This window comes from Streptomyces sp. NPDC056169 (assembly GCF_042268445.1).
Lineage (GTDB): Bacteria > Actinomycetota > Actinomycetes > Streptomycetales > Streptomycetaceae > Streptomyces.
The window spans coordinates 513999-536037 of sequence record NZ_JBHJUO010000001.1 but is presented as its reverse complement, the minus strand read 5'-3'; the positions used below and the strand labels follow the sequence as shown (position 1 = coordinate 536037).

22 protein-coding genes are annotated in these 22039 nt (G+C 71.5%); 8 read left to right on the top strand and 14 right to left on the bottom strand.

Annotation, left to right across the window (positions count from 1 at the left end):
• Positions 1-14 precede the first annotated feature (14 nt).
• Positions 15-587 (bottom strand): dihydrofolate reductase family protein, encoded by a 573-nt coding sequence (locus ACFC0G_RS02410; protein ID WP_376395851.1) that lies wholly within the window; start codon positions 585-587, stop codon positions 15-17.
• A 129-nt stretch (positions 588-716) separates the two neighbouring features.
• Between ACFC0G_RS02410 and ACFC0G_RS02405 the strand changes: the two genes are divergently transcribed.
• A complete protein-coding gene (locus tag ACFC0G_RS02405; protein WP_376395848.1) occupies positions 717-1025 on the top strand; it encodes a hypothetical protein in 309 nt (102 codons plus the stop codon).
• A gap of 199 nt (positions 1026-1224) precedes the next feature.
• On the opposite strand, the gene ACFC0G_RS02400 is transcribed toward ACFC0G_RS02405, so the two are convergent.
• Both ACFC0G_RS02400 and ACFC0G_RS02395 read right to left on the bottom strand, forming a co-directional pair.
• Positions 1225-2019 (bottom strand): MBL fold metallo-hydrolase, encoded by a 795-nt coding sequence (locus ACFC0G_RS02400; protein ID WP_376395845.1) that lies wholly within the window; start codon positions 2017-2019, stop codon positions 1225-1227.
• Positions 2016-2597: an NADPH-dependent FMN reductase gene (locus ACFC0G_RS02395; protein ID WP_376395842.1), complete on the bottom strand. Its 582-nt coding sequence runs from the start codon at positions 2595-2597 to the stop codon at positions 2016-2018. Before ACFC0G_RS02395 ends, ACFC0G_RS02400 begins: the two co-directional genes overlap by 4 nt.
• A gap of 128 nt (positions 2598-2725) precedes the next feature.
• On the opposite strand from ACFC0G_RS02395, the gene ACFC0G_RS02390 reads away from it, so the two are divergent.
• The 3 genes from ACFC0G_RS02390 to ACFC0G_RS02380 all read left to right on the top strand — a co-directional run bounded on the left by ACFC0G_RS02390 (position 2726) and on the right by ACFC0G_RS02380 (position 5211).
• Positions 2726-3823, top strand: coding sequence for an MFS transporter (locus ACFC0G_RS02390; RefSeq protein ID WP_376395839.1), 1098 nt, complete (start codon positions 2726-2728; stop codon positions 3821-3823).
• Positions 3824-3935: 112 nt separating this feature from the next.
• Positions 3936-4439 (top strand): cupin domain-containing protein, encoded by a 504-nt coding sequence (locus tag ACFC0G_RS02385; RefSeq protein ID WP_376395836.1) that lies wholly within the window; start codon positions 3936-3938, stop codon positions 4437-4439.
• Between the two features lie 91 nt (positions 4440-4530).
• Positions 4531-5211, top strand: a complete 681-nt coding sequence (locus ACFC0G_RS02380; protein WP_376395833.1) for a TetR/AcrR family transcriptional regulator — start codon at positions 4531-4533, stop codon at positions 5209-5211.
• Here ACFC0G_RS02380 and ACFC0G_RS02375 read toward each other — a convergent pair.
• Positions 5165-6496, bottom strand: coding sequence for an amino acid permease (locus ACFC0G_RS02375; RefSeq protein ID WP_376395830.1), 1332 nt, complete (start codon positions 6494-6496; stop codon positions 5165-5167). The genes ACFC0G_RS02380 and ACFC0G_RS02375 overlap by 47 nt on opposite strands.
• 177 nt (positions 6497-6673) lie before the next feature.
• On the opposite strand from ACFC0G_RS02375, the gene ACFC0G_RS02370 reads away from it, so the two are divergent.
• Positions 6674-6892, top strand: coding sequence for a type II toxin-antitoxin system VapB family antitoxin (locus ACFC0G_RS02370; protein ID WP_125752889.1), 219 nt, complete (start codon positions 6674-6676; stop codon positions 6890-6892).
• The gene (locus ACFC0G_RS02365) at positions 6889-7296 is read left to right on the top strand and encodes a PIN domain nuclease (protein WP_376395826.1); all 408 of its coding nucleotides are present in this window, start codon (positions 6889-6891) and stop codon (positions 7294-7296) included. The genes ACFC0G_RS02370 and ACFC0G_RS02365 overlap by 4 nt, the downstream gene beginning before the upstream one ends.
• Positions 7297-7302: 6 nt before the next feature.
• Here the strand turns inward: ACFC0G_RS02365 and ACFC0G_RS02360 are convergent, their stop codons facing one another.
• The 3 genes from ACFC0G_RS02360 to ACFC0G_RS02350 form a co-directional block, all read right to left on the bottom strand.
• Positions 7303-7917 (bottom strand): LysE family transporter, encoded by a 615-nt coding sequence (locus ACFC0G_RS02360; RefSeq protein ID WP_376395823.1) that lies wholly within the window; start codon positions 7915-7917, stop codon positions 7303-7305.
• Positions 7914-8222 carry a DUF2087 domain-containing protein gene (locus ACFC0G_RS02355; protein WP_376395820.1) on the bottom strand — a complete coding sequence of 103 codons (309 nt, stop codon included), beginning with the start codon at positions 8220-8222 and terminating at the stop codon, positions 7914-7916. The genes ACFC0G_RS02360 and ACFC0G_RS02355 overlap by 4 nt, the downstream gene beginning before the upstream one ends.
• 91 nt (positions 8223-8313) lie before the next feature.
• Complete coding sequence (locus ACFC0G_RS02350) at positions 8314-8592, bottom strand: hypothetical protein (protein ID WP_376395817.1); 279 nt, start codon at positions 8590-8592, stop codon at positions 8314-8316.
• 221 nt (positions 8593-8813) lie between these two features.
• Between ACFC0G_RS02350 and ACFC0G_RS02345 the strand changes: the two genes are divergently transcribed.
• Entirely contained in the window at positions 8814-9206 is a 393-nt protein-coding gene (locus ACFC0G_RS02345; protein ID WP_376395814.1) for a VOC family protein, read from the top strand.
• Positions 9207-9282: 76 nt separating this feature from the next.
• Here the strand turns inward: ACFC0G_RS02345 and ACFC0G_RS02340 are convergent, their stop codons facing one another.
• Positions 9283-9678, bottom strand: a complete 396-nt coding sequence (locus ACFC0G_RS02340; protein ID WP_376396156.1) for a RidA family protein — start codon at positions 9676-9678, stop codon at positions 9283-9285.
• A 112-nt stretch (positions 9679-9790) separates the two neighbouring features.
• Here ACFC0G_RS02340 and ACFC0G_RS02335 point away from each other — a divergent pair, with 112 nt between their 5' ends.
• Entirely contained in the window at positions 9791-10780 is a 990-nt protein-coding gene (locus tag ACFC0G_RS02335; RefSeq protein ID WP_376395811.1) for a helix-turn-helix transcriptional regulator, read from the top strand.
• Positions 10781-10859: 79 nt separating this feature from the next.
• On the opposite strand, the gene ACFC0G_RS02330 is transcribed toward ACFC0G_RS02335, so the two are convergent.
• From ACFC0G_RS02330 to ACFC0G_RS02305, 6 genes are all read right to left on the bottom strand, one after another.
• Positions 10860-14567: an amino acid adenylation domain-containing protein gene (locus ACFC0G_RS02330; RefSeq protein WP_376395808.1), complete on the bottom strand. Its 3708-nt coding sequence runs from the start codon at positions 14565-14567 to the stop codon at positions 10860-10862.
• 73 nt (positions 14568-14640) lie between these two features.
• Positions 14641-15318 (bottom strand): maleylpyruvate isomerase family mycothiol-dependent enzyme, encoded by a 678-nt coding sequence (locus ACFC0G_RS02325; protein ID WP_376395805.1) that lies wholly within the window; start codon positions 15316-15318, stop codon positions 14641-14643.
• Between the two features lie 6 nt (positions 15319-15324).
• Positions 15325-16728, bottom strand: coding sequence for an adenosylhomocysteinase (ahcY, locus tag ACFC0G_RS02320; RefSeq protein WP_376395802.1), 1404 nt, complete (start codon positions 16726-16728; stop codon positions 15325-15327).
• Positions 16721-17581: a methylenetetrahydrofolate reductase [NAD(P)H] gene (gene metF, locus ACFC0G_RS02315; protein WP_376395799.1), complete on the bottom strand. Its 861-nt coding sequence runs from the start codon at positions 17579-17581 to the stop codon at positions 16721-16723. Before metF ends, ahcY begins: the two co-directional genes overlap by 8 nt.
• Complete coding sequence (gene metH, locus ACFC0G_RS02310; RefSeq protein WP_376395796.1) at positions 17578-21045, bottom strand: methionine synthase; 3468 nt, start codon at positions 21043-21045, stop codon at positions 17578-17580. The genes metF and metH overlap by 4 nt, the downstream gene beginning before the upstream one ends.
• Positions 21046-21055: 10 nt before the next feature.
• On the bottom strand, positions 21056-22039 hold the full coding sequence (locus ACFC0G_RS02305; protein WP_376395793.1) for a carbohydrate kinase family protein: 984 nt from the start codon (positions 22037-22039) through the stop codon (positions 21056-21058).

The window sequence follows — 22039 nt, the reverse complement described above, 5'->3', positions numbered from 1 at the left end:
CAACGGTGAACGGGTCAGCGGACGACGTCGAAGACCTGCTTCTGCAGACCGTTGGCGTAGGCCTCGTGCTCGACGAGCTTCAGCTTCTGGGTGTCCTTGTCGGTCGTGCTGAAGAGCCGCTTGCCCGCGCCGAGGAGCAGCGGGAAGACGAGCAGGTGGTAGCGGTCGATCAGGCCGGCGTCGGAGAGGGCGTGGTTCAGGGTGGCGCTGCCGTGGACGATGATCGGGCCGCCCTCGGTCTCCTTCAGCGCGGCGACCTCGTCGAGGGAGCGCAGGATCGTGGTCTCGCCCCAGTTCGAGACGAGGTCGTCCTCGGTGAGCGTGGTGGAGACGACGTACTTCGGCATCGCCTTGTAGTCGGCGAAGTCCTCCATGTCGGGCCACACGGGGCTGAAGGCCTCGTAGCTGGTCCGGCCCAGCAGGATCGCGGCGGCCTCCTTCTGCTCCCGGCCCTTGATCTCGAAGGCCTCGGGCAGGAACTCGATGTCCTTGAAGGTCCAGCCGGAGTTCCGGTAGCCGGGCTCGCCGCCCGGGCCCTCCACGACACCGTCGAGCGAGATGAAGGCGGTGCTGATCAGGGTGCGCATGTCGGTTCCTCGGTGTCTCGGAGTCGGTCTCGTGTCACGTGTGCGGTGCTCGGCGCCGCGCCCACTGTGAACTATGACCGAGGACCGCGGAGAAACTCATCGGTCGCCGCCGGAACCTATGCTCGGAGTATGGCCATTCAGCGCAGCTCGTCCCTGTCCCTGTGGTCGCGGGACTCGTTCCTGTCCGTCGGATCGGTCGGCTCGACGCTCTCCATCGGCTCGGTCGGCTCCTTCCTCTCCGTCGGTTCGGTCGGCTCCGCCCTGTCGGTCGGCTCCGTCGGCTCCTGGGCGAGCACCGGCTCCCTGCTCTCCGCCCGCTCGTCCTGGTCGGTGCTCTCGTACCGCTCCTGCCGGGGCGTCCTCGCGGCGGGCGCGGTGCTGGTCACCGCCGCCTGGTTGACGTCGGCGGCGCATCGCGCGGGGCGGGTCGCCCCCTAGGGGGTGTCTTGTCGATCAGGTCGGATCAGGGAGCGGCGTCTGGTGCCGTGGATCGCAAGGCGGAGGAGGGAGTCAACGCGGTGGGGGCACCGCCCGTGCCCGAAGGGCTACGGGGGACGTTGGCGACTGACGACAACGCGGCGAGGCGCGGTGCCAGACGCCGCGAGCCCGGCCTGATCGACAAGACACCCCCTAGCCTCTAGAGCGCCTCGGCCACGCCGGGGCGGAGCCTGCGGAGACGGCCCTTCAGGTCCGGGGTCGCGAAGGCTTCCGTGATGCGGGCCGGGTCCTCCGCGAGGTGGGACCAGGAGTCGTAGTGGAGCGGGATCACCGTGCGGGCGCCGAGGGTGCGGGCCAGGGCGGCGCCTTCGTGTGCGCTCATCGAGAAGGCCAGGTCGCCGGTGGTCGGGAAGTGGGCGTCGCCCAGGTGGAGGAAGGCGGTGTCGATCGCGAAGCGCTCGCCGATCTCCGCCAGGGCCTCGTGGCGGACGGTGTCGCCGGAGACGTAGAGGGTGCGCCCTTCGCCACCGGCCCCTCCACCGGCCCCGGCCCCGGCCCCGTACTCGATGACGAAGCCCGTGACCGGCCCCGTGGCCTGCTCCGTGCCCTCCGGGCCGTGTCGGGCAGGGGTCGCCGTGACCCTGATCGTGGTCGCGCCGACCGTGACCTCGCGGCTCTCCCAGGGCACCAGCCCCTCCGCACGGCCGCCGAGGCGTTCGGCGGCCTCCGGAGTGGTGAGGACCTTCGCCGCCCGGCCCAGGACCTCGCGGCCCGACCGGTCGAGGTTGTCGGCGTGCTGGTCGTGCGAGAGGAGGACCAGGTCGACGGGCGGCAGCCGGTCGGCGGTGAGCGCGGGGCCGGCCGTCCGGTGCAGCGGGCGGACCGCCGGGTAGTCGGCGGGGGCCGGGTCGAGGGCCGGGTCCGTGAGGACGGTGAGGTCGCCGATCCGGAGGAGGACCGTCGCCGTCCCCACGTACGTCGCGGTGGTGGTCACGACGTGGCCTCTGCCGCGTCGACCTTCGCCTGGAGGTTGCTCAGGAGGAGCTGGAGGAGCTCGATCGTGGTCTCGTCCGTGAGGTTGCCCTCGGCGTCGAAGCGCTCGTACGAGCGGAACACGTGGATCTCCGGCTTCACGACGACGTCGCTGTCCGTCCAGACGAAGACCTGGCGCAGCGCGAGCTGTGCGCGGACGGTGCCGAAGTTGGTGGGTGCGGCGCCGAGGATCGCGGTGGGCTTGCGGTTCAGGGGCAGGCCCTCGGTGCGGGTCCAGTCGGTGCTCAGCCAGTCGAGCGCGTTCTTGAGGACGCCGGGGATGGAGTAGTTGAACTCCGGGGTGGCGATGAGCAGTCCGTCCGCCTCCAGGACGCGGCGGCGGAGCTCGTTCACGGCGGCGGGGCGCAGTTCGGGGGTGTCGAGGTCCTGGTCGTACGGCGGGATGTCGCGCAGGCCCTCGTAGATCTCGATGTCCTGGCCGGTGTTGAACTTCTGGGCGGCGCGCAGGAGTTGCGTGTTGTGCGAGTCGGCGCGGAGCGAGCCGGAGATGGCGAGGATCTTGGACGTGGACGTGGTCACGGGGACTCCTTCAGGAGGTGGGGTGGGCGTCGCATCTCGACGAGCAAGAAGCTAAACCGATCGGTTCAGTCTGTCAACAGAACGGTTTAGTCTTGACAGTGAACTGAATGGTGTAGTTCATTCGGGGAATGGCCTCTCCCCCGACAGCCACCGCCCTCCCCTCCGCCTCCGCCCCCGCCCCCGCCCGGTACGGCGGCCTCGTCCTCGCCCTGCTCGCCGCGCCCGCCGCGATGGGCGTGTCCGGGCCGACCCTGGCCCTGCCCGAGGCCGCCCGCGGACTCGCCGTCTCCCCGGGCACGGCGGCCTGGCTGCTCACCGCGTACGGGATCGGCATGGCGGTCGGTACGCCCCTGCTGTCCGCCGCGGGCGGGCGGCGCGGCCCCGCCGGGACCGTCCGGGCCGGCGCGGCCCTCCTCGTCCTGGGCGCGGTCCTCGCCCTCGTCGCCCCGAACCTGCCACTGGCCGTCGCCGGGCGGGCCCTGGAGGCGGCGGGCGCGGCCGGCCTCAACGTCGCGGCCTTCCAGATCGCCGGCCGCGACCGCTCGGGCCGGGCGCCCGGACTCGTCGCGATCGGCAGCGCGGTCGGCGGCACGTCGGGGCTCTTCGTCGGCGCGGCCGTCGCCGGGACCCTCGGCTGGCGCGCGACCCTGGCGCTCCCGCTCCTCAGCCTGCTCGCCCTCATACCGGCGCTGCGCCTCGCGGGCCGCACCACGGCGCCGCGGACCGGAGCCGGACGCCCTTCTCTCCCCCTCGACGTCCTGCGCGACCCCGGCTTCCGCGCCGCCGCCGGGCTCATGCTCGCGCTCGCCACCGTCAACTTCGCCCTGCTGTACGCGGCTCCGCGCCGCGTCGCCGCCCTCACCGGGTGGAGCAGCGTGGAGACGGGCGCGGCGGCCTCGGTCGCCACCCTGGTGGGCGCCGTCCTGTCCTGGCAGCTGGTCCGCGCCGCCCCCGCCCTGGGCGCGCGCCGGACGCGGCTGCTGCTCGCGGCCGGGTCCGTGACGGCGGCCGCCCTGGCCTCTTTCGCGCCCTGGGCCGCGGTGGTCCTGGTCGGTTCGGCGACCAGCTCACTCGTCACGGCCGGCGGTCAGGGGCTGCTCACCGGCCCGGCGACCGGGCGGCTGCCCGAGGCGCGGCACGGGACCGCGATCGGGCTGTTCAACCTCGCGTTCCTGATCGGAGTGGCGACGGGCCCGGCCCTGGCGGAGGCTCTGACGGGCAGCTGATCGGCGCCTGACCGGCCCCTGACCGGTCCCTGACCGGCACTCCACCCACCTCACCCACCTCACACCTCACCCCACCCCACCTCACCCCATCCCATCCCAAGGAGCTCTCCCGATGTCCCTCCTCCACCCCTCCTACCCCGCCCCCCGCTACTTCGGCGAGCAGGGCGAGCTCACCGCCCGTTTCCGGCCCGCCGCCACCGAGCCCGACTTCGTCTCCGGGCCCGGGCCCGGCGGCACCGCGTACCACTATCTGTCCACCAAGACCTCCACCGACGGCGACTACGGCCTGTACCGCGTGGACATGGGGCCCGAGGCCGGCGGCCCGAGCACCCACTTCCACAAGGCCATGTCGGAGGCGTTCTTCATCCTCTCCGGCAGCGTGCGGGTGTTCGACGGCGAGCAGTGGGTCACCGCGACCTCCGGCGACCACCTCTACGTGCCCGTCGGCGGGCTGCACGCCTTCCGCAACGAGGCCCCGGAACCGGCCTCCATGCTCATGCTGTTCGCCCCCGGAGCGCCCCGCGAGGAGTACTTCGAGTCGATCGCGCAGCTGGCCGAGCTCAGCGACGCCGAGCGGACGGAGTTCTGCGAGCGCCACGACAGCTTCTTCGTGTAGGGCGTGCGGGCGCACGGGCGCCGAGCTTTGCAGACCAAACCGTTCAGTTCATATACTGGCGGCCCCCTCCACCACAGCTAAGGACACCGCCATGGGAGCCGAGGCACAGGACGCCCAGGGCGCCACCGACGAGTACGGCATCCCGATCATCCCGGACCCGGCCGACGCGGCCTCGCGCAAGCGCCAGGCGATCATCGACGCCGCGCTCGCCGAGTTCCTCGCCGAGGGGTACTCCGCGGCCTCCATGGACGCCATCACCCGCGGCTCCGGCGTCTCCAAGGCGACGATCTACAAGCACTTCGGCAGCAAGGAGCGCCTGTTCCTCGCCGTCATCGGCGGCGTCCTGCCGAAGACGTACGCCGATCTGGAGCCGGCCAACTCCACCATCGCCGACGCCCCCGATCTGCGGGCCGCGCTCGTCCGGCTCACCACCGACTGGGCGCGGATCCTGCTGCGGCCCGACATCATGTCGCTGCGGCGGCTGGTGATCGGCGAGATAGACCGTTTCCCGCAGCTCGGCCAGCTCTGGTACCGGGTCAGCTACGACATGAACAACGGCCCGCTCGTCGAGGCCTTCACCGAGCTGAACGCGCGCGGCACCCTCGACGCGCCCGACCCGAAGCTCGCCGTGCAGCAGCTCGTCGCGGTGACGGTGGGCGTGCCGCAGCTCGTGCGGACCTTCTCGCCCGACGCGGCGATCGAGGACGCCGAGCTGACAAGGGTGATCAGCTCGGGAGTGGATCTGTTCCTGGCCCGGTACGCGACCGCCTGAGGCTCCTGACCCCGGCCCCCACCAGCAGGGCCGCCGCCCACGCGCCCGTGGTCAGGATCTGGGTCCGGCTCGCCGCGTCGCCCAGCATGAAGAGCAGCACGCCGCCGATCCCCGCGAGGGCGGCCACGGCCCGTACGGACGGGCCGCGCAGGCGCAGGTGGGAAGCGGCGATCAGCGCCCAGACGACGAGGATCGCGGCGCCGATGGAGTTGAGCAGGAACGGGAAGACCGTGCGCGGCCAGAGCAGGCTGAGGACGACCGAGACGAAGCCGAAGGCGGCGGAGGCGAGGACGGCCGCGTAAGGGACTCCGGTACGCAGCCGGCCGAGCGCGCGGGGTGCGTCGCCGCGGCCGACGAGGGCGTACAGCATGCGCGAGGAGCCGTAGATGTTGGCGTTCATCGCGGACAGGAGCGCGACGAGGACGACCGCCTTCATGAGGTCGGCGGCGCCCGGGACGCCGATGCGGGCCATGACGGCGGCGTACGGGCCGTCGGCCACGGCGGGGTCGTTCCACGGGACGAGGGCGACGATCACGGCCATCGAGCCGAGGTAGCAGACCGCGACCCGCCACATGACGGTCCGTACGCCGGTGCGGACCGCGCGGACCGGGTCGTCGCACTCGGCCGCGGCGATGGTCACGGTCTCCAGGCCGCCGAAGGCGAAGACGGCGGCGACCATGCCGACGGCGACGCCGTGCCAGCCGTGCGGCAGGAAGCCGCCGTCGCCGGTGAGATGCGCGGCCCCGGGCGAGGGCGTGCCCGGGAGCAGGCCCGCGAGGACCACGGCGCCGAGGACGAGGAAACCGCAGATCGCGGCGATCTTGAGGCCGGCGAACCAGAACTCCAGCTCGCCGAAGTTCCGGACGCCGGCGAGGTTGCTGACGGTGAACACGCTCATGAAGGCGGCCACCCACACCCAGCCGGGCACGGCCGGCACCCAGCCCTCGACGATGTGCGCCGCGCCGACGGCCTCGGCGGCGACGCTCACGACGAGCAGCGCCCAGTACATCCACCCCGCGAGGAGCCCGGCCCACGGCCCGAACGCCGACCGCGCGTGCTCGGCGAAGGAGCCGGTGACCGGACGGGCCGCCGACATCTCCCCCAGCATGCGCATCACCAGCACCGTCAGGACGCCGGCGATCCCGTACGAGACGAGGATTCCTGGCCCGGCGGCCGCGATGCCGAACCCCGACCCGACGAAGAGCCCGGCCCCGATGGCCCCGCCCAACGCGATCATGGCCAGATGCCGCTGTCGCAGCCCCGTGCCGAGTACCCGCCCTGTCATGATTCCCCCCGAAATTCAGACGATCAGCGCAGGAGCTTCGCTGCTGATCCCGCCCGAGGGCAAGCCGGTTCCGGCCGCTGAGACGTCCTGGGATGACCCCGACGCGGAACCCGGGACGCAGGAACGGCTGCGATACATACTCCCTGTGTCGAGATATACGACCCGCAGGAGGCTCTCGTGTCCAAGACCCTGGTCGACATCGACGACGACATGCTCGCCTTCGCGCAGCAGCAGCTCGGCACCAAGACCAAACGGGACACCATCAACCGCGCGCTGACCATAGCGGCGGCGATCAGCGCCGACGATCGCGCCCGGGCCCTCCGCTGGCTCCAGGACAACGCCGAGGACTTCCTCGACTTCGACTTCCTCGAAGAGCAGGAGCGGTCCGGCCGGTGAACTACCTCGCCGACACGTCCGCCGTGTGGCGGCTCCTGCGCCGGCAGATCGGCGAGCCCTGGCCCAGCCGCGTGGCACACGGCCAGGTCTCCCTCTGCCCGCCGGTGGAAGCGGAGTTGATGCGGAGCCTGCGCGCCGACCGCGACCACGAGCCGTTCACCACCAGGCTGAGTCAGACCTTCGCCCGGGTCCCCGCGCCGGAGGACCCATGGCCGAAGGTCGTGGCGGTGCAGCGCGACCTCCTGCGCATCGGACACCATCGCGGCCCTTCTCCGATGGACATCCTCATCGCGCTCACCGCCGAGCAGCACCACCTGACCCTGCTGCACGTGGACGACGACTTCACCGCCATCGCCAAGGTGCGCCCGGGCATCGACATGATCCGGCTGCTGCCCGACGTCTGAGCCCGCTCACATCACCAGGCCCACCGCCAGCGCCGCGATCAGCAGTCCCGAGGCGAGGGCCGTCGTCAGGCGGCCCCGGGGGCCCGTGACGAGGTGGCCGAGGAGGGTGCCGCCGGTGGCGAGGAGGAGTTGCCAGCTCGCCGAGGCCGCGAAGGCGGCGAGGACGAAGGCCGTCGCTTCCGTCGCGCCCGTCGTCGTCTGCCCGCCGAGGACGAGGGCCGTGAAGTAGACCACCGTCATGGGGTTGAGGACCGTGATCCCCAGGAAGGTGAAGAACGCGCGGCGCGGCGCCGGCGGCGGCGGGGCCTCGACGGTCTTCGGGCCCGCACGGTACGCGCGGACGGCCGTCACGGTGGAGTGGGCCGCCAGGATCACGAGGACCACGGCCGACGCCCAGCGCAGCGGGGACGCCACGGGAGTGAGCAGGGGGACGAGGGCCGCGCCCCCGAGGACCGCGAGCACGGCGTACAGCCCGTCCGCGGCGGCGATGCCGAGCGCCGCGCCCGCCCCCGTACGCCAGGGGGAACGCGCCGCGACCGCCACCAGGTGGGCGCCGACGGCGCCGACCGGGATCGCGATGCCGTAGCCGGCCAGCAGGCCGGCCACCACCGCGGCCGTCACGCGGCGGCGGGGATCGCGCCTTCGGGGGAGCCGGGCCGCTGCTGTCGGCGGTAGTCCGCGCCGTCCTTCGTACGGGCGAGGAAACCGCCGATCACGAGGTAGCGGCGCAGGGCCGAGAAGTCCTCGTGCACGGTGAGCAGGGCCTCGTTGACCTCGGACTCACGGTAGGACCGGTCCGCGTCGAAGAGGGTCTCGGCGAGGTGCGCGAGAAGCGCCTCGCGGCGGGCGGGCTTGCGCGGGATCGCCTTGAGGCGCCCGTCGGCGGAGAACAGGTCCGCGACAGGACGGGCAGGATGACTGGTCATGGGACCGAAGCCTGAGGCTCACGGCCCCCGCCCCGCAAAGGATTTTCGGGAGACCCGCCCTCACGTGAGGCTCCCCCTCCCGGGAGATCCGCTACTTCAGGATGACGTTCACGGCCTCCTGCACCTTCGGCAGCATCGTCCGGACGCCGCTCCCTTCGAAGATCGGCCGGGCCCGCTCCACGAACGCGAGGAAGTCCTCCTCCGAGTCCCAGAAGTCGACGACCCGCCAGCCACCGGACCCGTCCGGCCCGGCCGCGTGGGCGATGAACCCGTTCGGCGGGAACCACTCCTCGGCGGAGAGCAGCCTCGTGGTCTCCTCGTACTGCGCCTGGGTGCCGCCGGGGATCTCGACGGTGACGATGACGGCCATGATGCTGCTCCTGTTACGTGCGCGGGACGGGGTCCCGACCAGCAGAACAGCCGCGCCCCCGCCCCGCACGGCGACCGGCCCCGAACGAGCGACGGCGCTCCGGCCTCGCGCACGCCGAAATCGGTGGGCGGATCGCGGGGCGCGGTGCGAGGATGTCCGCGCGTTCCGGGAGCCGACCGGGGCGAGGACGTGCACAGGTTTCGAGGGGTTCGGGAGACGGAATGGCCAAGGAAATCCAGGTGACTTACGACTGCGCCGATCCTCGCGCGCAGGCGACGTTCTGGGCCGAGGCGCTGGGGTACAACCCCCCGCAGCTTCCCCAGGGCGACCACCCCAACACCTGGGCGGCGATCACGGACCCGGACGGCAAGGGGCCGCGGCTCTACTTCCAGACGGTCCCGGAGGGAAGGACCGCCGCGAAGAACCGCCTCCACCTGGATGTGCGCTCGGCACCCGGTCTGACCGGGGACGCGCGGATGGCCGTGCTGGAGGTGGAGTGCGCCAAGCTGGAGAAGCTGGGCGCGAAGCGGGAGTACCTGCTCGACTCCGACGACGTGAACGAGGGGATCATCGTGATGACCGACCCCGAGGGAAACATCTTCTGCCTGGACTGAGGGGGTTGAGGCTCCCACTGAGGGGGTTGAGGCTCCCTGGGACTCCTGGGAACCCCAGGAGTCCCGTCACCTCACGTCACGCGACCGCGATTCCCTCCAGTTCGACCAGCAGGCCGGGGATCGCCAGGCGCGTCACCCCGAGCATCGTCGAGGTCGGCGCCACCCCCGCGGCGCCCAACCGCGCCGCCAGCACGCCGTAGTGCGGGAAGAGCTGGTCGACGTCGGTCGTGTAGACGTTGAGCCGGACCAGGTTCGCGAGAGACATGCCCGCCTCGGCGAGCACGGCCTCCACGTTGTCGACGCTCAGCGCCAACTGCGCCGCCATGTCTCCGTCGTGCCGGGGCTTGCCGTCGTCGCCCGTCGCGGTCTGCCCCGAGACGTACAGGGTCCGGGTGTGCCCGGAGACGAGCTCCCCCTGGTTGAACCCCAGCGCTTCCGACCACGTCACCGGGTTGATCGCCGTGCGTTCCATCGCCACGTCAGCTCCATTCGATTCATCGGTCGACCGTCGGCTTCGACGTCGTGGGACGAACCTCGCAGCGCATCACGACACCCTCTGTCATGTATTTCGTTAGGGTTCCCGCATGCGCGCCGACCGGCTGGTTTCCCTGGTGCTGCTGCTCCGGCAGCGCGGTCGGCTGACGGCGGACACGCTGGCCCGTGAGCTGGAGGTGTCCACCCGCACCGTGCTCCGTGACATCGAAGCGCTGTCCGCGGCCGGCGTCCCGGTCTACGCCGAGCGCGGCCGGCACGGCGGATTCGCGTTGCTGCCCGGGTTCCGGACCGAGCTCACCGGGCTGAACCACGACGAGGCGCTCGCCCTGCTGGCCGCCGGATCGGGGCGCGACGAGCGGCTGTTCGGCCTCGGCCCGGCGCTCGCCTCGGCCCGGCGGAAGGTGGTCGACGCGCTGCCCGAAAGCCACCGGGCCTCCGCGAGCGACGCGGCCCAGCGGTTCCTCGTCGAACCGGAGACCGACCTGCTCTCCCGCCGGCTGGTCCAGGAGGAGGTGGCGGGCACCACGATGGTCGTGGTGCGGCGCGCCGTACTCGCCGGGCACAAGCTGCGCATCCACTACGCGGCGGCCGCGGACCGGACACCGGAGTGGCGCACGGTGGACCCGATCGGCCTGGTCACCGTCCGGGACCGGGGCTATCTGCTGGCCACGAGATCCGGTGAGGACCGCACCTACCGGCTGTCGCGGGTGCTGGCCGCCGAGGAGCTCCCCGAACCGGCGGAGCGGCCGAACCGGGTCGACCTGGACCGGATCTGGCGCGAGCGCGCCGCGCGGTTCCTCTCCGACAACCACCTCACCGTGCTGGTGCGCGTGAACCCGGGACGGCGGGAGGACCTGCTGGACACCGCACTGGCCGTCCGCGCGGAGGAACCCGACGCGGACGGCCGCATATTGCTGAAGGTGACGTTCCAGGACGCGTGGCACGCCGAATGGGCGCTGTGGCAGCTCGGCACGGCCGCGGAAGCCCTGGCCCCGCGGTCGCTGCGCACCGCCCTGCGCCTGCGCGCCGCCGCGATGGCCGCCCGATACGAGGATTCCGGAGGAGAGGGAGAGGAATGATGGCCCCCATGAACACCGACCCCTTGGATCCCCTCCGGCCCCACCCGATCGCCCCCGGCACCGGCTGCGGGACGCGCCGCTACTCCCCCAGTCGGTAGCGGATCTTCTTGACGAGTTCCTTCAGGTCGGGCTGGCGCAGGAGGCTGTAGTGGTCCGCGTCGAGTTCCACCACCGTCGGGGGGCGGGTCGACCAGCCCTCGGTGTTCTCCAGGAAGGAGTAGTCGTCGCCTTCCGCCTTGAAGAGGGTGACGGGGCAGCGCACTTGGCGTTCCGTGAGTTCCTTGAAGGTGTACGTGAACTCGAAGGTCTCCTCGACGATCGCGACGATGCGGGCGATCAGGTCCGGGTCCAGGGACGGGAAGCGGTCCGCGACCAGGGCGACGAAGGACGTGCGGTCCTTCGCCTCGACCGTCGGGTCGATCTCGCCCGCGAAGACCGAGTAGAGGATCGTCACGAACGCCGGGTTCCCGTACGACGCCCCGCCCGTCTCCGAGGAGCGGACCTTCGGTGAGCCGGGGGCGACGAGGAAGAGGTTCTCCACCTGTTCGCCCGCCGCCTCCAGGAGGTGCGCGGACTCGAAGGCGACCCGGGCCCCGAAGGAGTAGCCCCAGAGGGTGTACGGGCCCGTGGGCTGGCGGCGGCGGATCGCGGCGACGTCGGCCGCCGCCATCTCGCGGATCGTGGCGTACGGCTCCTCGCCCCGGTTGATGCCGTAGGCCTGCACCCCGTAGAACGGGCGGTCGATGCCGATCTCCTCGGCCAGGTGCCGCAGGTTCATCGTGTAGCCGCCGAGGCCCGGCCAGCAGTACACCGGGGACCGCGCGCCGGCCGCGTGCAGCCGTACGAGCCGGGAGGCGGGGGTCGCGGCGGCGCCGTCCACCCGGTGGGCGAGCTTCTCGATCGTCGGCGACTCGAAGAGAATCTGGAGGGGGAGCCGGGCGCCGAAGGTGCGGTTGATCTTCGTGATGAGGGCCACCGCTATCAGCGAGTTGCCGCCCGACTCGAAGAAGTCGTCCAGGACGGAGACCGTCTCGACCTCCTCGTACTTGAGCGCCGCCGCCCAGATCTCCGCGAGCCTGCCCTCCGTGCGCGTCCTCGGCAGGACGTGCGGGCGGCCGTGCAGGCCGGCGTTGACCACGGCCAGGTCGCCGAGCGCCTTCGTGTCGACCTTGCCGTTCGCGGACAGGGGCAGCCGGTCGAGGACGACGACCCGGTTCGGGATCATGTAGTCGGGCAGGTGGTGGACGAGGTCGTCGCGGATCATCTCCGCCGGGCCCTTCATGTGGACCGTGTCCTCGTACATGCCCTCGCTGAGCCGCTGCTCCTCGCTGACCCTGCCCCCGACGAAGAAGTACGAGGGGCCGGTCGGGAGGTTCGCCGCCGTGAGGATCTCGTCCGTGCGGCGGGCCGCCGGGAGCGGGTGGCCCGACTTCGAGCTGTAGCCGGAGGACATGAACCCCAGGCCGTGGTCGCCCAGTTGGAGTCGCTGGAGGGCGCGGCCGAGGTCGACGTAGGCGCGCCGGGTGTCCTGCGTGCGGCTGATCACCGTGATGCCGAGCGCGGCCCGCTCGTAGACCGCCTGGTTGATGGCGATCACGTGCTTCTTCTCGATGAGGGAGGAAGAAATGGGCGTCAACTCGCCGTTGGTGTAGGCGTATTGGGCTTGCGGAAGGTCCGTGATGCCGTTCGGGTGGGCCTGGACGTAGACGTCCACCTCCGGCTCCGTCCCGGGCGCCTCCGCGTCGTACGGGACCACCTCGAAGCCGCCGTCCTCGGCGGGGCGTATGTCGAGGCCGTAGCCCGGGAGGATCTCCTCGAAGAGGCCCACCATGTGGCCCGTCTCGATCTCCAGGACCTCCTGGATGTTGTTCTTGTAGACCGGCTCGATGGCGGAGCGCTTGCCCTGGAAGGTCAGGCGGAGGGCGGGGGCGCCGGTCGGGCCGCCGGTGGCCGTGAGCGGTTCCGTCAGGTACAGGTGGTGGCGTACCGGGTGGTAGTAGTACGTACCCGGTGCCAGGCCCGCGATCCCCCGCGCCTCCACGTACAGCTGCGTGGCGTACAGCGCGCCCGGCGAGGCGTAGCCGTACTTCGGGAGGAGCCGTTCCTCGCTCGTGAACTGGCCGAACCAGCGGAGGATTTCCCCCAGGTCGGCCAGGGTGAGGCTGCCGACCGTGCGGGAGCCGATGCCCTCCGGGCGGCGGGCCAGGGCCGCCAGGACGTCGGCGCGGGTGACCTCGCCGCCCTCGTAGAAGCGGTACGTCTTGCGGGCGAAGACCGTGCGGCGCATGCGGGCGGTCGGGGTGCGGCCCGGGAGGGCGACGGCCGGGCGGCCGGCCAGGTCGGCGTCGTCGCGGGCGCCGGCGTTGGAGAGCTGGGCCTTGACCTGGAGCTTGGACTCCTTGGACTGGTGGTGGGCGCCGTGGTTGCCCTGGTCCATCAGGGCCGCTTCCTTCGGGGAGAGCTCGACGCAGGCGACGAGGTTCTGGAAGCCGGTGCGGGGCTCGTTCTTGACGATGACCGCCGCGTTCTTGACCCAGTCGTGGTTCTCGATGGCGAGGGCGATCTCGTCCAGCTCGACGCGGAAGCCGCGCAGCTTGATCTGGTTGTCGGCGCGGCCCGCGAACTGGACGGTGCCGTCGTCGTTCCAGTGGGCCAGGTCGCCGGTGCGGTAGAGGCGTTCGCCGGTGTCGGTGGTGATGAAGCGTTCGGCGGTGAGCTCCGGTCGGTCCAGGTACCCCCGCGCCACCTGGACCCCGCCGATGCACAGCTCGCCGTCGCGTATGTGGAAGGTCGTGTCGTGCGCCGGTCTCCCGATGGGGATCGCGGACGGGCCTTCGGAGAGGGTCTCGCGTGCCACCGTGTGCGAGGAGGCGTTGATGGTGCACTCGGTGGGGCCGTAGAGGTTGATCAGCTCGGCGTCCGGGAGTTCGGCGAGGAGCTGGGCCGCCAGGTTCCGGGAGAGGATCTCGCCGCCCGAGTACACCCGGCGGAGGGTGGTGCAGGTGCCGAGGCGTTCGGTGTCGACCAGGGCCTGGAGGAGGGTCGGCACGCCCTGGAGCATCGTCGCGCCGTGCGCGCGGACGGTGTCGATCAGGGCCTCGGGGTCGCGGTAGACGCCGGGCGGGCCGACGGCGACGCGGGCGCCGACGGCGGGGGCGAGGATCTCCCACTGGGCGGCGTCGAAACTCATGGGCGTCTTCTGTAAGACGGTGTGCTGCGGTCCCAGTCGGTGCTCGGCCGCCATCCAGCGCATCTGGGCGACGATCGAGCGGTGCTCGATCATGACGCCCTTGGGTCTGCCGGTGGAGCCGGAGGTGTAGATGACGTACGCGAGGTCGGTGTCGCGGATGTCGTACGCCGGCGGTTCCTCGCCCGCCGTGCGCCAGGCGTGCTGGACGGCGTCCTTGAGGGTGACGACGGTGGTGCCGGGCGGGGCGAGTTCCGCGACGCGGGTGCTGAAGCGTTCCTGCGTGAAGACGATGCCGGCGCCGCTGTCCTCGATCATGTAGCGGAGACGCTCTTCGGGGTACTCCGGGGAGAGCGGGACGTAGGCGGCGCCGGAGCAGACGACACCCCAGGCACCGATCACCAGTTCGAGTGATGGGTCCACGTGGACGCCGATGCGGGCGTCCGGGCCGGCGCCGAGGGTGCGGAGGTAGGCGGCGAGGACGGTGGCGCCTTCCGCCAGCTCGCGGAAGGTGAGCGTGTCGCTGTCGTACGCCACGGCGGTGGCGTCGGGGCGCGCGTGGGCTTCGGCGCGGAGGAGTCGGTCGAGCGTGCCGGGCATGGAGGTCCCTTCGGGCGAGGGAACGCATGGGAGCGGGGCGGGCGCCCCTCCCGCCTCGCCGGCCCCGCGCCCCTCAGCGGTAGATGAGTAGTTCGTGTTCTGTGGCGCCTGTCAGTTCGTAGCGGGTGCGGACCAGCGGGCGGCCCGAGTAGATGCGGATCAGGGTCGCCGCGTCGCCGTGGAAGCGGGCCGGGTCGCGGCCCTCGACCTCGTTGCCGAGGGCCACCGGGTGGTCCTCCCGGCCGTCCAGGACGCCCACCAGGCGGGGCGTCTCCCGTTTGCGGCTCGTGACCGAGAGGAGCGGGAGGGCCAGGTCCAGGCTCTCCCCGCAGTACGCCCCCGGTTCGCCGAAGGCCTCCCGCACGTCCCCGGCGTGGACCCACTCGCCGAGCGCGACCGCGTCGAGGCGGCCGTCCTCGCGCTCGGCGATGACCGGGCCCGCCTCCGTCAGACCGCGTTCGAGTTCGTCGAGGATCCGCCCGAGCGGCCAGTCCTCGCGTTCGGCGACGTCGCAGGCGTTGGCCTCCGGCAGGAACACGCCCTCTTCCAGGCGGCCCTCGACGATCCGGACGAGGGCCGCCCCGCAGTGGGCGACGACCTGCCGGGCCGTCCAGCCGGGGCAGGCGGTGCGCAGTTCGTACGCCTCCGGGGGCGTACGGCGCAGCAGCGGCATCAACAGGTCCCGCTCCGTTCTCAGGAGCCGGTCCGGGAGCCAGGGGTCACGGGTGTCGTCCGTGCAGTCCGTACACATGCCGGCTCAGTAGCGGTAGTGGTCCGGCTTGTACGGGCCCTCCACCGGGACCCCGATGTACGACGCCTGCTCGGGGCGGAGCGTCGTCAGCCGCACGCCGAGGGCGTCGAGGTGCAGCCGGGCGACCTTCTCGTCCAGGTGCTTCGGCAGCGTGTACACGTCCACCGGGTACTCCTCCGGCTTCGTGAACAGCTCGATCTGGGCCAGCGTCTGGTCCGCGAAGGAGTTCGACATCACGAAGGAGGGGTGGCCCGTGGCGTTGCCGAGGTTGAGGAGGCGGCCTTCGGACAGGACGATGACGACCTTGCCGTCCTCGAACGTCCACGTGTGGACCTGCGGCTTGACCTCGTCCTTCACGATCCCCGGGATCCGCGCCAGGCCGGCCATGTCGATCTCGTTGTCGAAGTGGCCGATGTTCCCGACGATCGCCTGGTGCTTCATGCGGGCGATGTCGGACGCCATGATGATGTCCTTGTTGCCGGTGGTCGTGACGAAGATGTCGGCCGTCTCGACCACGTCCTCCAGCGTCGCCACCTGGTAGCCGTCCATCGCCGCCTGGAGCGCGCAGATCGGGTCGATCTCGGTGACGATGACGCGGGCGCCCTGGCCGCGGAGGGATTCCGCCGAGCCCTTGCCGACGTCTCCGTAGCCGAAGACCACGGCCGTCTTGCCGCCGATCAGGACGTCCGTCGCACGGTTGATGCCGTCGATCAGGGAGTGGCGGCAGCCGTACTTGTTGTCGAACTTCGACTTCGTCACGGCGTCGTTCACGTTGATCGCCGGGAAGAGCAGCGCACCCTCGCGGTGCATCTCGTACAGGCGGTGGACGCCCGTCGTGGTCTCCTCCGTCACCCCGCGGATGGCGGCGGCGATCGTGCCCCAGTCCAGGGTGGTGCTCCGCAGCAGCTCCAGGATCACCCGGTGCTCGTCGTTCTCGGCGGTCGACGGGTCCGGGACCTCGCCGGCCTTCTGGTACTCCACACCCTTGTGGACGAGGAGGGTGGCGTCACCGCCGTCGTCCAGGATCATGTTGGGGCCGTCGGCGCCGGGCCAGGTCAGCGCCTGCTCCGTGCACCACCAGTACTCCTCCAGGGTCTCGCCCTTCCAGGCGAAGACCGGGATCCCGGCGGCGGCGATCGCGGCGGCCGCGTGGTCCTGCGTCGAGTAGATGTTGCAGGACACCCAGCGGACCTCGGCGCCGAGCGCGACCAGCGTCTCGATGAGGACGGCGGTCTGCACGGTCATGTGCAGGGAGCCGGTGACGCGGGCGCCGGCCAGCGGCTGCGCCGCCGCGTACTCCCGGCGGATCGACATCAGGCCCGGCATCTCGTGCTCGGCGAGGGTGATCTCCTTGCGCCCGAAGTCGGCGAGGCCGATGTCGGCAACCTTGAAGTCAGTGAACTCAGACACGGACAACGCTCCTTGTACTCATGATGGTCCGGTGGATTTCCAGGGCCGCCGTCGACTTGTTCAACGTGATGTAGTGCAGGCCCGGCGCGCCCTCGTCGAGCAGCCGCAGGCCCATCCGCGTCGCGTGCTCGACGCCGATGCGGTACGCGGCCGCCGGGTCGTCCTTCGCCGCCTCCAGGCGGTGCGCCAGGTCCTCGGGGAAGGCGGCGTCGCTCAGCTCGGCGAAGCGCCGGATCTGGCGCACGTCGGTGGCGGGCATGATCTCCGGGATGATCGGGGTGTCGCAGCCGGCGGCCGCGACCCGGTCCCGCAGCCGCAGGTAGTCCTCCGGGTCGAAGAACATCTGCGTGATGGCGTAGTCGGCGCCGGCCCGGCACTTGGCGACGAAGTGCGCGAGGTCGGCGGCCGGGGTCGCGGATCGCGGGTGGCCCTCGGGGAAGGCGGCCACCCCGATTCTGAAGTCGCCCAACGACCGTACGAGCTCCACGAGTTCGTACGCGTACGTGAAGCCCTGCGGGTGCGGGGTCCAGGCGCCGCGCGGATCGCCCGGCGGGTCGCCGCGCAGCACGAGCACGTCCCGTACCCCGGCGTCCGCGTACGCGCCGATGATGGCCCGCAGTTCGGCGACCGAGTGCCCGACGGCCGTCAGGTGGGCCACGGGTCGCAGCGTCGTCTCCGTCACGATCCGCTTCGTGACCTCGATGGTCCGGTCGCGGGACGAGCCGCCGGCGCCGTACGTCACGGAGACGAAGTCCGGGGACAGCGCCTCCACGCGGCGGATCGCGTCCCAGAGGGTCTGTTCTCCGCGCTCGCTCTTCGGCGGGAAGAACTCGAAGGAGAAGGTCACGCTCATCTGCGGCCTCCCGCGTTGAAGTAGCTCGCCTCCGGGTGGTGGACCACGATCGCGTCCGTCGACTGCTCGGGGTGCAGCTGGTACTCCTCCGACAGCTCGACCCCGATCCGCTCCGGGCGCAGGAGGGCGGCGATCTTCGCCCGGTCCTCCAGGTCGGGGCAGGCCGGGTAGCCGAGGGAGTAGCGGCAGCCCTGGTACTCGGTGCGGAGCATGCCGGCGATGCCGGCGGGGTCCGTTCCCGCGATGCCCCAGTCCGCCCGTACCCGCGCGTGCCAGTACTCGGCGAGCGCCTCCGCCAACTGGACGGAGAGACCGTGGAGTTCGAGGTAGTCGCGGTAGGCGTCCGCGGCGAAGAGCCTGGCCGTCTCCTCGCCGATCCGGGAGCCGACGGTGACGACCTGGAGGGCGACCGCGTCCACCTCGCCGGAGTCCTCGGCGCGGTGGAAGTCGGCCAGGCAGAGGCGGCGGCCCCGCTGCTGGCGGGGGAAGGAGAAGCGGGTCCGCTCGCCTCCGTCCTCGTCCAGGACGATCAGGTCGTCGCCCTTGGACACACAGGGGAACCAGCCGTGGACGACGGCTGCTTCGACGAGGCCCTCGCGCTCGACGCGGTCGAGCAGCGCGCGCAGCCGGGGCCGGCCCTCCGTCTCGATGGTCGCGTCGTCCTTGAGGCCCCACTGGCCTTTGAAGAGGGCCGTCTCGTCGAGCCAGGGGGCGTACTCGGCGAGCGGGATGTCCCGGACGACCCTGGTGCCGAGGAAGGGGGGCTCGGGTACGGGGTTGTCGGTGGCGACGTCGGAGCGGCCGGCCGGCTCGGGCTCCCGCACCTCAGGAGCGACCTGCGTCTCCCGCTTGGGCACGCGCCGCTGCTTGAGCGGCGGGAGTACGGCTCCGGGAACGCCTCGCTTGACGCCCATGAGCGCGTCCATGAGGCGCAGGCCCTCGAAGGCGTCGCGGGCGTACCGCACCTCGCCCTCGTACAGCTCGTGGAGGTCCTGTTCGACGTACGCCCTGGTGAGGGCGGCGCCGCCGAGGATCACGGGGAAGGTGGCGGCGAGGCCGCGGCCGTTCAGCTCCTGGAGGTTCTCCTTCATGATCACGGTGGACTTCACGAGGAGACCCGACATGCCGATGACGTCGGCCCGGTGCTGTTCCGCCGCTTCCAGGATCGCGGAGACGGGCTGTTTGATGCCGATGTTGACGACGTTGTAGCCGTTGTTGGAGAGGATGATGTCGACGAGGTTCTTGCCGATGTCGTGGACGTCCCCGCGGACCGTGGCGAGGACGATGGTGCCCTTGCCGTCCGCGTCCGTCTTCTCCATGTGCGGTTCGAGATGGGCGACGGCCCTCTTCATGACCTCGGCGGACTGGAGCACGAACGGCAGCTGCATCTGGCCGGAGCCGAAGAGCTCGCCCACGGTCTTCATGCCGTCCAGGAGGACGTCGTTGACGATCTCCAGGGCCGGGCGCTCCGCGAGCGCGAGATCGAGGTCCGCCTCCAGGCCGTTCTTCTCGCCGTCGATGATCCGGCGCTTGAGCCGCTCGTCGAGCGGCAGCGCGAGGAGCTCCTCGGCCTTGCCCGCCTTGAGGGACTTCGCCGTCGCGCCCTCGAACATCTCCAGGAACCGTTGCAGCGGGTCGTAGCCCTCCCTGCGGCGGTCGTGGATGAGGTCGAGCGCGACCTCGACCTGTTCCTTCTCCAGGCGGGCGATCGGCAGGATCTTCGACGCGTGGACGATCGCCGAGTCCAGGCCGGCCCGGACGCACTCGTCGAGGAAGACCGAGTTGAGGACGATCCGCGCGGCCGGGTTCAGACCGAAGGAGATGTTGGAGAGGCCGAGCGTGGTCTGGACGTCCGGGTGGCGGCGCTTCAGTTCGCGGATCGCCTCGATCGTGTGGACGCCGTCCTTGCGGGACTCCTCCTGGCCCGTGCAGATCGTGAAGGTGAGGGTGTCGATCAGGATGTCCGACTCCCTGATCCCCCAGTTCCCGGTGAGGTCGTCGATGAGCCGTTCGGCGACGGCCACCTTGTGCTCGACGCTCCGGGCCTGGCCCTCCTCGTCGATCGTCAGCGCCATCAGCGCCGCACCGTGCTCCCTCGCGAGGGCCGTGACCTGCGCGAACCGCGACTCGGGGCCGTCGCCGTCTTCGTAGTTCACCGAGTTGACGACGGCCCGGCCGCCGATCTTCTCCAGGCCGGCCCGCAGCACCGCGATCTCGGTCGAGTCGAGGACGATCGGCAGGGTGGAGGCCGTCGCGAACCGGCCCGCCAGCTCCGCCATGTCCGCCGTGCCGTCACGGCCGACGTAGTCCACGCACAGGTCGAGCAGGTGCGCGCCCTCGCGGATCTGGTCGCGGGCCATCTCGACGCAGTCGTCCCAGCGGCCGTCGAGCATGGCCTCGCGGAACTTCTTCGAACCGTTGGCGTTGGTCCGCTCGCCGATCGCCAGGTACGCGGTGTCCTGCCGGAACGGCACGTGGCTGTACAGGGAGGACGCGCCCGGCTCCGGCGTCGGCCGCCGGTCGAGGACGGCCGCGCCCCGCACCCGCTCCACGATCTCCCGCAGGTGCTCGGGGGTCGTCCCGCAGCAGCCGCCGACCAGCGCCGGCCCGTACTCGCGGACGAACCTCTCCTGCGCGTCGGCCAGTTCGGCCGGGGACAGCGGGTAGTGGGCGCCGTCCGAGGTGAGGACGGGCAGGCCCGCGTTGGGCATGACGGAGATCGGGATGCGGGCGTGCCGGGACAGGTGCCGCAGGTGCTCCGCCATCTCGGCGGGGCCCGTGGCGCAGTTCAGGCCGATCATGTCGATGCCGAGCGGCTCCAGGGCGGTCAGCGCCGCGCCGATCTCCGAGCCGAGCAGCATCGTGCCCGTCGTCTCCACCGTGACCTGCACGATGACGGGCAGCTCCACGCCGACCCATTCCAGGGCCCGGCGGGCGCCGATGACGGCCGCCTTCGTCTGGAGCAGGTCCTGCGAGGTCTCGATGAGGAGGGCGTCCGCGCCGCCGCGGATCAGGCCCTCCGCGTTCTGCTGGAAGGCGTCGCGCAGCGGCTCGTACGTGACGTGGCCGAGGGTCGGCAGCTTCGTACCGGGGCCCATGGAGCCGAGGACCCAGCGGGGGCGGCCGTCGGCCGCCGTGTGCGCGTCGGCGGCGGTACGGGCGATCCGGGCGCCGGCCTCGGACAGCTCGTACACCTGGTTCTCGATGCCGTACTCGGCGAGCGCGGCGAGGTTCGCCCCGAAGGTGTTGGTCTCGACGCAGTCCACGCCGACCGAGAAGTAGGCGTCGTGGACGGAGGCGACGATGTCGGGGCGCGTGAGGTTGAGGATCTCGTTGCAGCCTTCGAGGTTCCGGAAGTCGTCCATCGTCGGGTCGGCGGCCTGGAGCATCGTGCCCATCGCCCCGTCGGCCACCACGACCCGCGTGGCGAACTCCTCCCGCAGGGACCTCCTCGCGGTGCTCACGTCAGCCCCCTCATGACAGTCCCCTCAGATGGGTGACCAGGGTGGCCGTGCAGCCCACCCCGTACGTCGTCCTGATCCGGTCCAGGAGCGAGTCCCGGTGCAGCCGGTACTCCTGCGTCCCCACGTAGTCGAGGACGGTCGCCGCGACCGCGCAGCCCAGCTGCGCCGCGCACCGCTCGGGCACGCCCCACAGCGTTCCGGCGAGGAAGCCCGCCCGGAAGGCGTCGCCGACGCCGGTCGGGTCGACGACCCCGGCGACCTCCACCGCCGGGACGGCGAGCGTGGCGCGGTCCGCGCCGCGGATGCGGACACCCGCCTCGCCGTGCGTGGTGACCCAGGTGCCGACCCTGCCCAGCACCTCGGCCTCGCTCCAGCCGGACTTCTCCAGGAGCAGGGCCGTCTCGTACTCGTTGGTGAAGAGGAACCGCGCCCCGTCCACCAGCTCCCGCACCTCCGCGCCGTCCAGCCGCGCCAACTGCTGCGACGGATCGGCGGCGAAGGGAATCCCCAGGTCACGGCAGGTGCGGGTGTGCCGGAGCATGGCCTGGGGGTCGTCCGGGGAGACCAGGACCAGTTCCAGCCGGCCGGTGCGCGCGACCACGTCCCGCAGGTCGATCTCGCGCGCCTCGGCCATCGCCCCCGCGTAGAAGGTGGCGATCTGGTTCTGGGCCCGGTCGGTGGTACAGACGAAACGGGCGGTGTGGAGCGACTCGCTGACGCGCACCGAGTCGGTGTCCACACCGTGGTCCTTGAGCCAGACCCGGTACGGCTCGAAGTCGGCGCCGACCGCGCCCACGAGGGCGGGCCGCAGCCCGAGCACACCGAGCCCGAAGGCAATGTTCGCTGCCACTCCGCCGCGCCTGACCTCCAGGTTGTCGGCGAGGAACGACAGGGAGACCCGGTCCAGCCGGTCGGCGAGCAGCTGCTCGCTGAACCAGCCGGGGAAGGTCATCAGATGGTCGGTCGCGATGGATCCCGTGACAGCGATACGCAT

Excerpts from the sequence above, each read along its gene's own strand:
- ACFC0G_RS02305 (WP_376395793.1), bottom strand. The coding sequence starts at position 22,039 with ATGCGTATCGCTGTCACGGGATCCATCGCGACCGACCATCTGATGACC.
- ACFC0G_RS02325 (WP_376395805.1), bottom strand. The coding sequence starts at position 15,318 with ATGTGTACGGACTGCACGGACGACACCCGTGACCCCTGGCTCCCGGAC.
- ACFC0G_RS02335 (WP_376395811.1), top strand. The coding sequence starts at position 9,791 with ATGCGCGCCGACCGGCTGGTTTCCCTGGTGCTGCTGCTCCGGCAGCGC.
- metF (WP_376395799.1), bottom strand. The coding sequence starts at position 17,581 with ATGAGCGTGACCTTCTCCTTCGAGTTCTTCCCGCCGAAGAGCGAGCGC.
- ACFC0G_RS02340 (WP_376396156.1), bottom strand. The coding sequence starts at position 9,678 with ATGGAACGCACGGCGATCAACCCGGTGACGTGGTCGGAAGCGCTGGGG.
- ACFC0G_RS02345 (WP_376395814.1), top strand. The coding sequence starts at position 8,814 with ATGGCCAAGGAAATCCAGGTGACTTACGACTGCGCCGATCCTCGCGCG.
- ACFC0G_RS02410 (WP_376395851.1), bottom strand. The coding sequence starts at position 587 with ATGCGCACCCTGATCAGCACCGCCTTCATCTCGCTCGACGGTGTCGTG.
- ACFC0G_RS02390 (WP_376395839.1), top strand. The coding sequence starts at position 2,726 with ATGGCCTCTCCCCCGACAGCCACCGCCCTCCCCTCCGCCTCCGCCCCC.
- ACFC0G_RS02385 (WP_376395836.1), top strand. The coding sequence starts at position 3,936 with ATGTCCCTCCTCCACCCCTCCTACCCCGCCCCCCGCTACTTCGGCGAG.
- ACFC0G_RS02405 (WP_376395848.1), top strand. The coding sequence starts at position 717 with ATGGCCATTCAGCGCAGCTCGTCCCTGTCCCTGTGGTCGCGGGACTCG.
- ACFC0G_RS02375 (WP_376395830.1), bottom strand. The coding sequence starts at position 6,496 with ATGACAGGGCGGGTACTCGGCACGGGGCTGCGACAGCGGCATCTGGCC.
- ACFC0G_RS02355 (WP_376395820.1), bottom strand. The coding sequence starts at position 8,222 with ATGACCAGTCATCCTGCCCGTCCTGTCGCGGACCTGTTCTCCGCCGAC.
- ACFC0G_RS02330 (WP_376395808.1), bottom strand. The coding sequence starts at position 14,567 with ATGCCCGGCACGCTCGACCGACTCCTCCGCGCCGAAGCCCACGCGCGC.
- ACFC0G_RS02350 (WP_376395817.1), bottom strand. The coding sequence starts at position 8,592 with ATGGCCGTCATCGTCACCGTCGAGATCCCCGGCGGCACCCAGGCGCAG.
- ACFC0G_RS02380 (WP_376395833.1), top strand. The coding sequence starts at position 4,531 with ATGGGAGCCGAGGCACAGGACGCCCAGGGCGCCACCGACGAGTACGGC.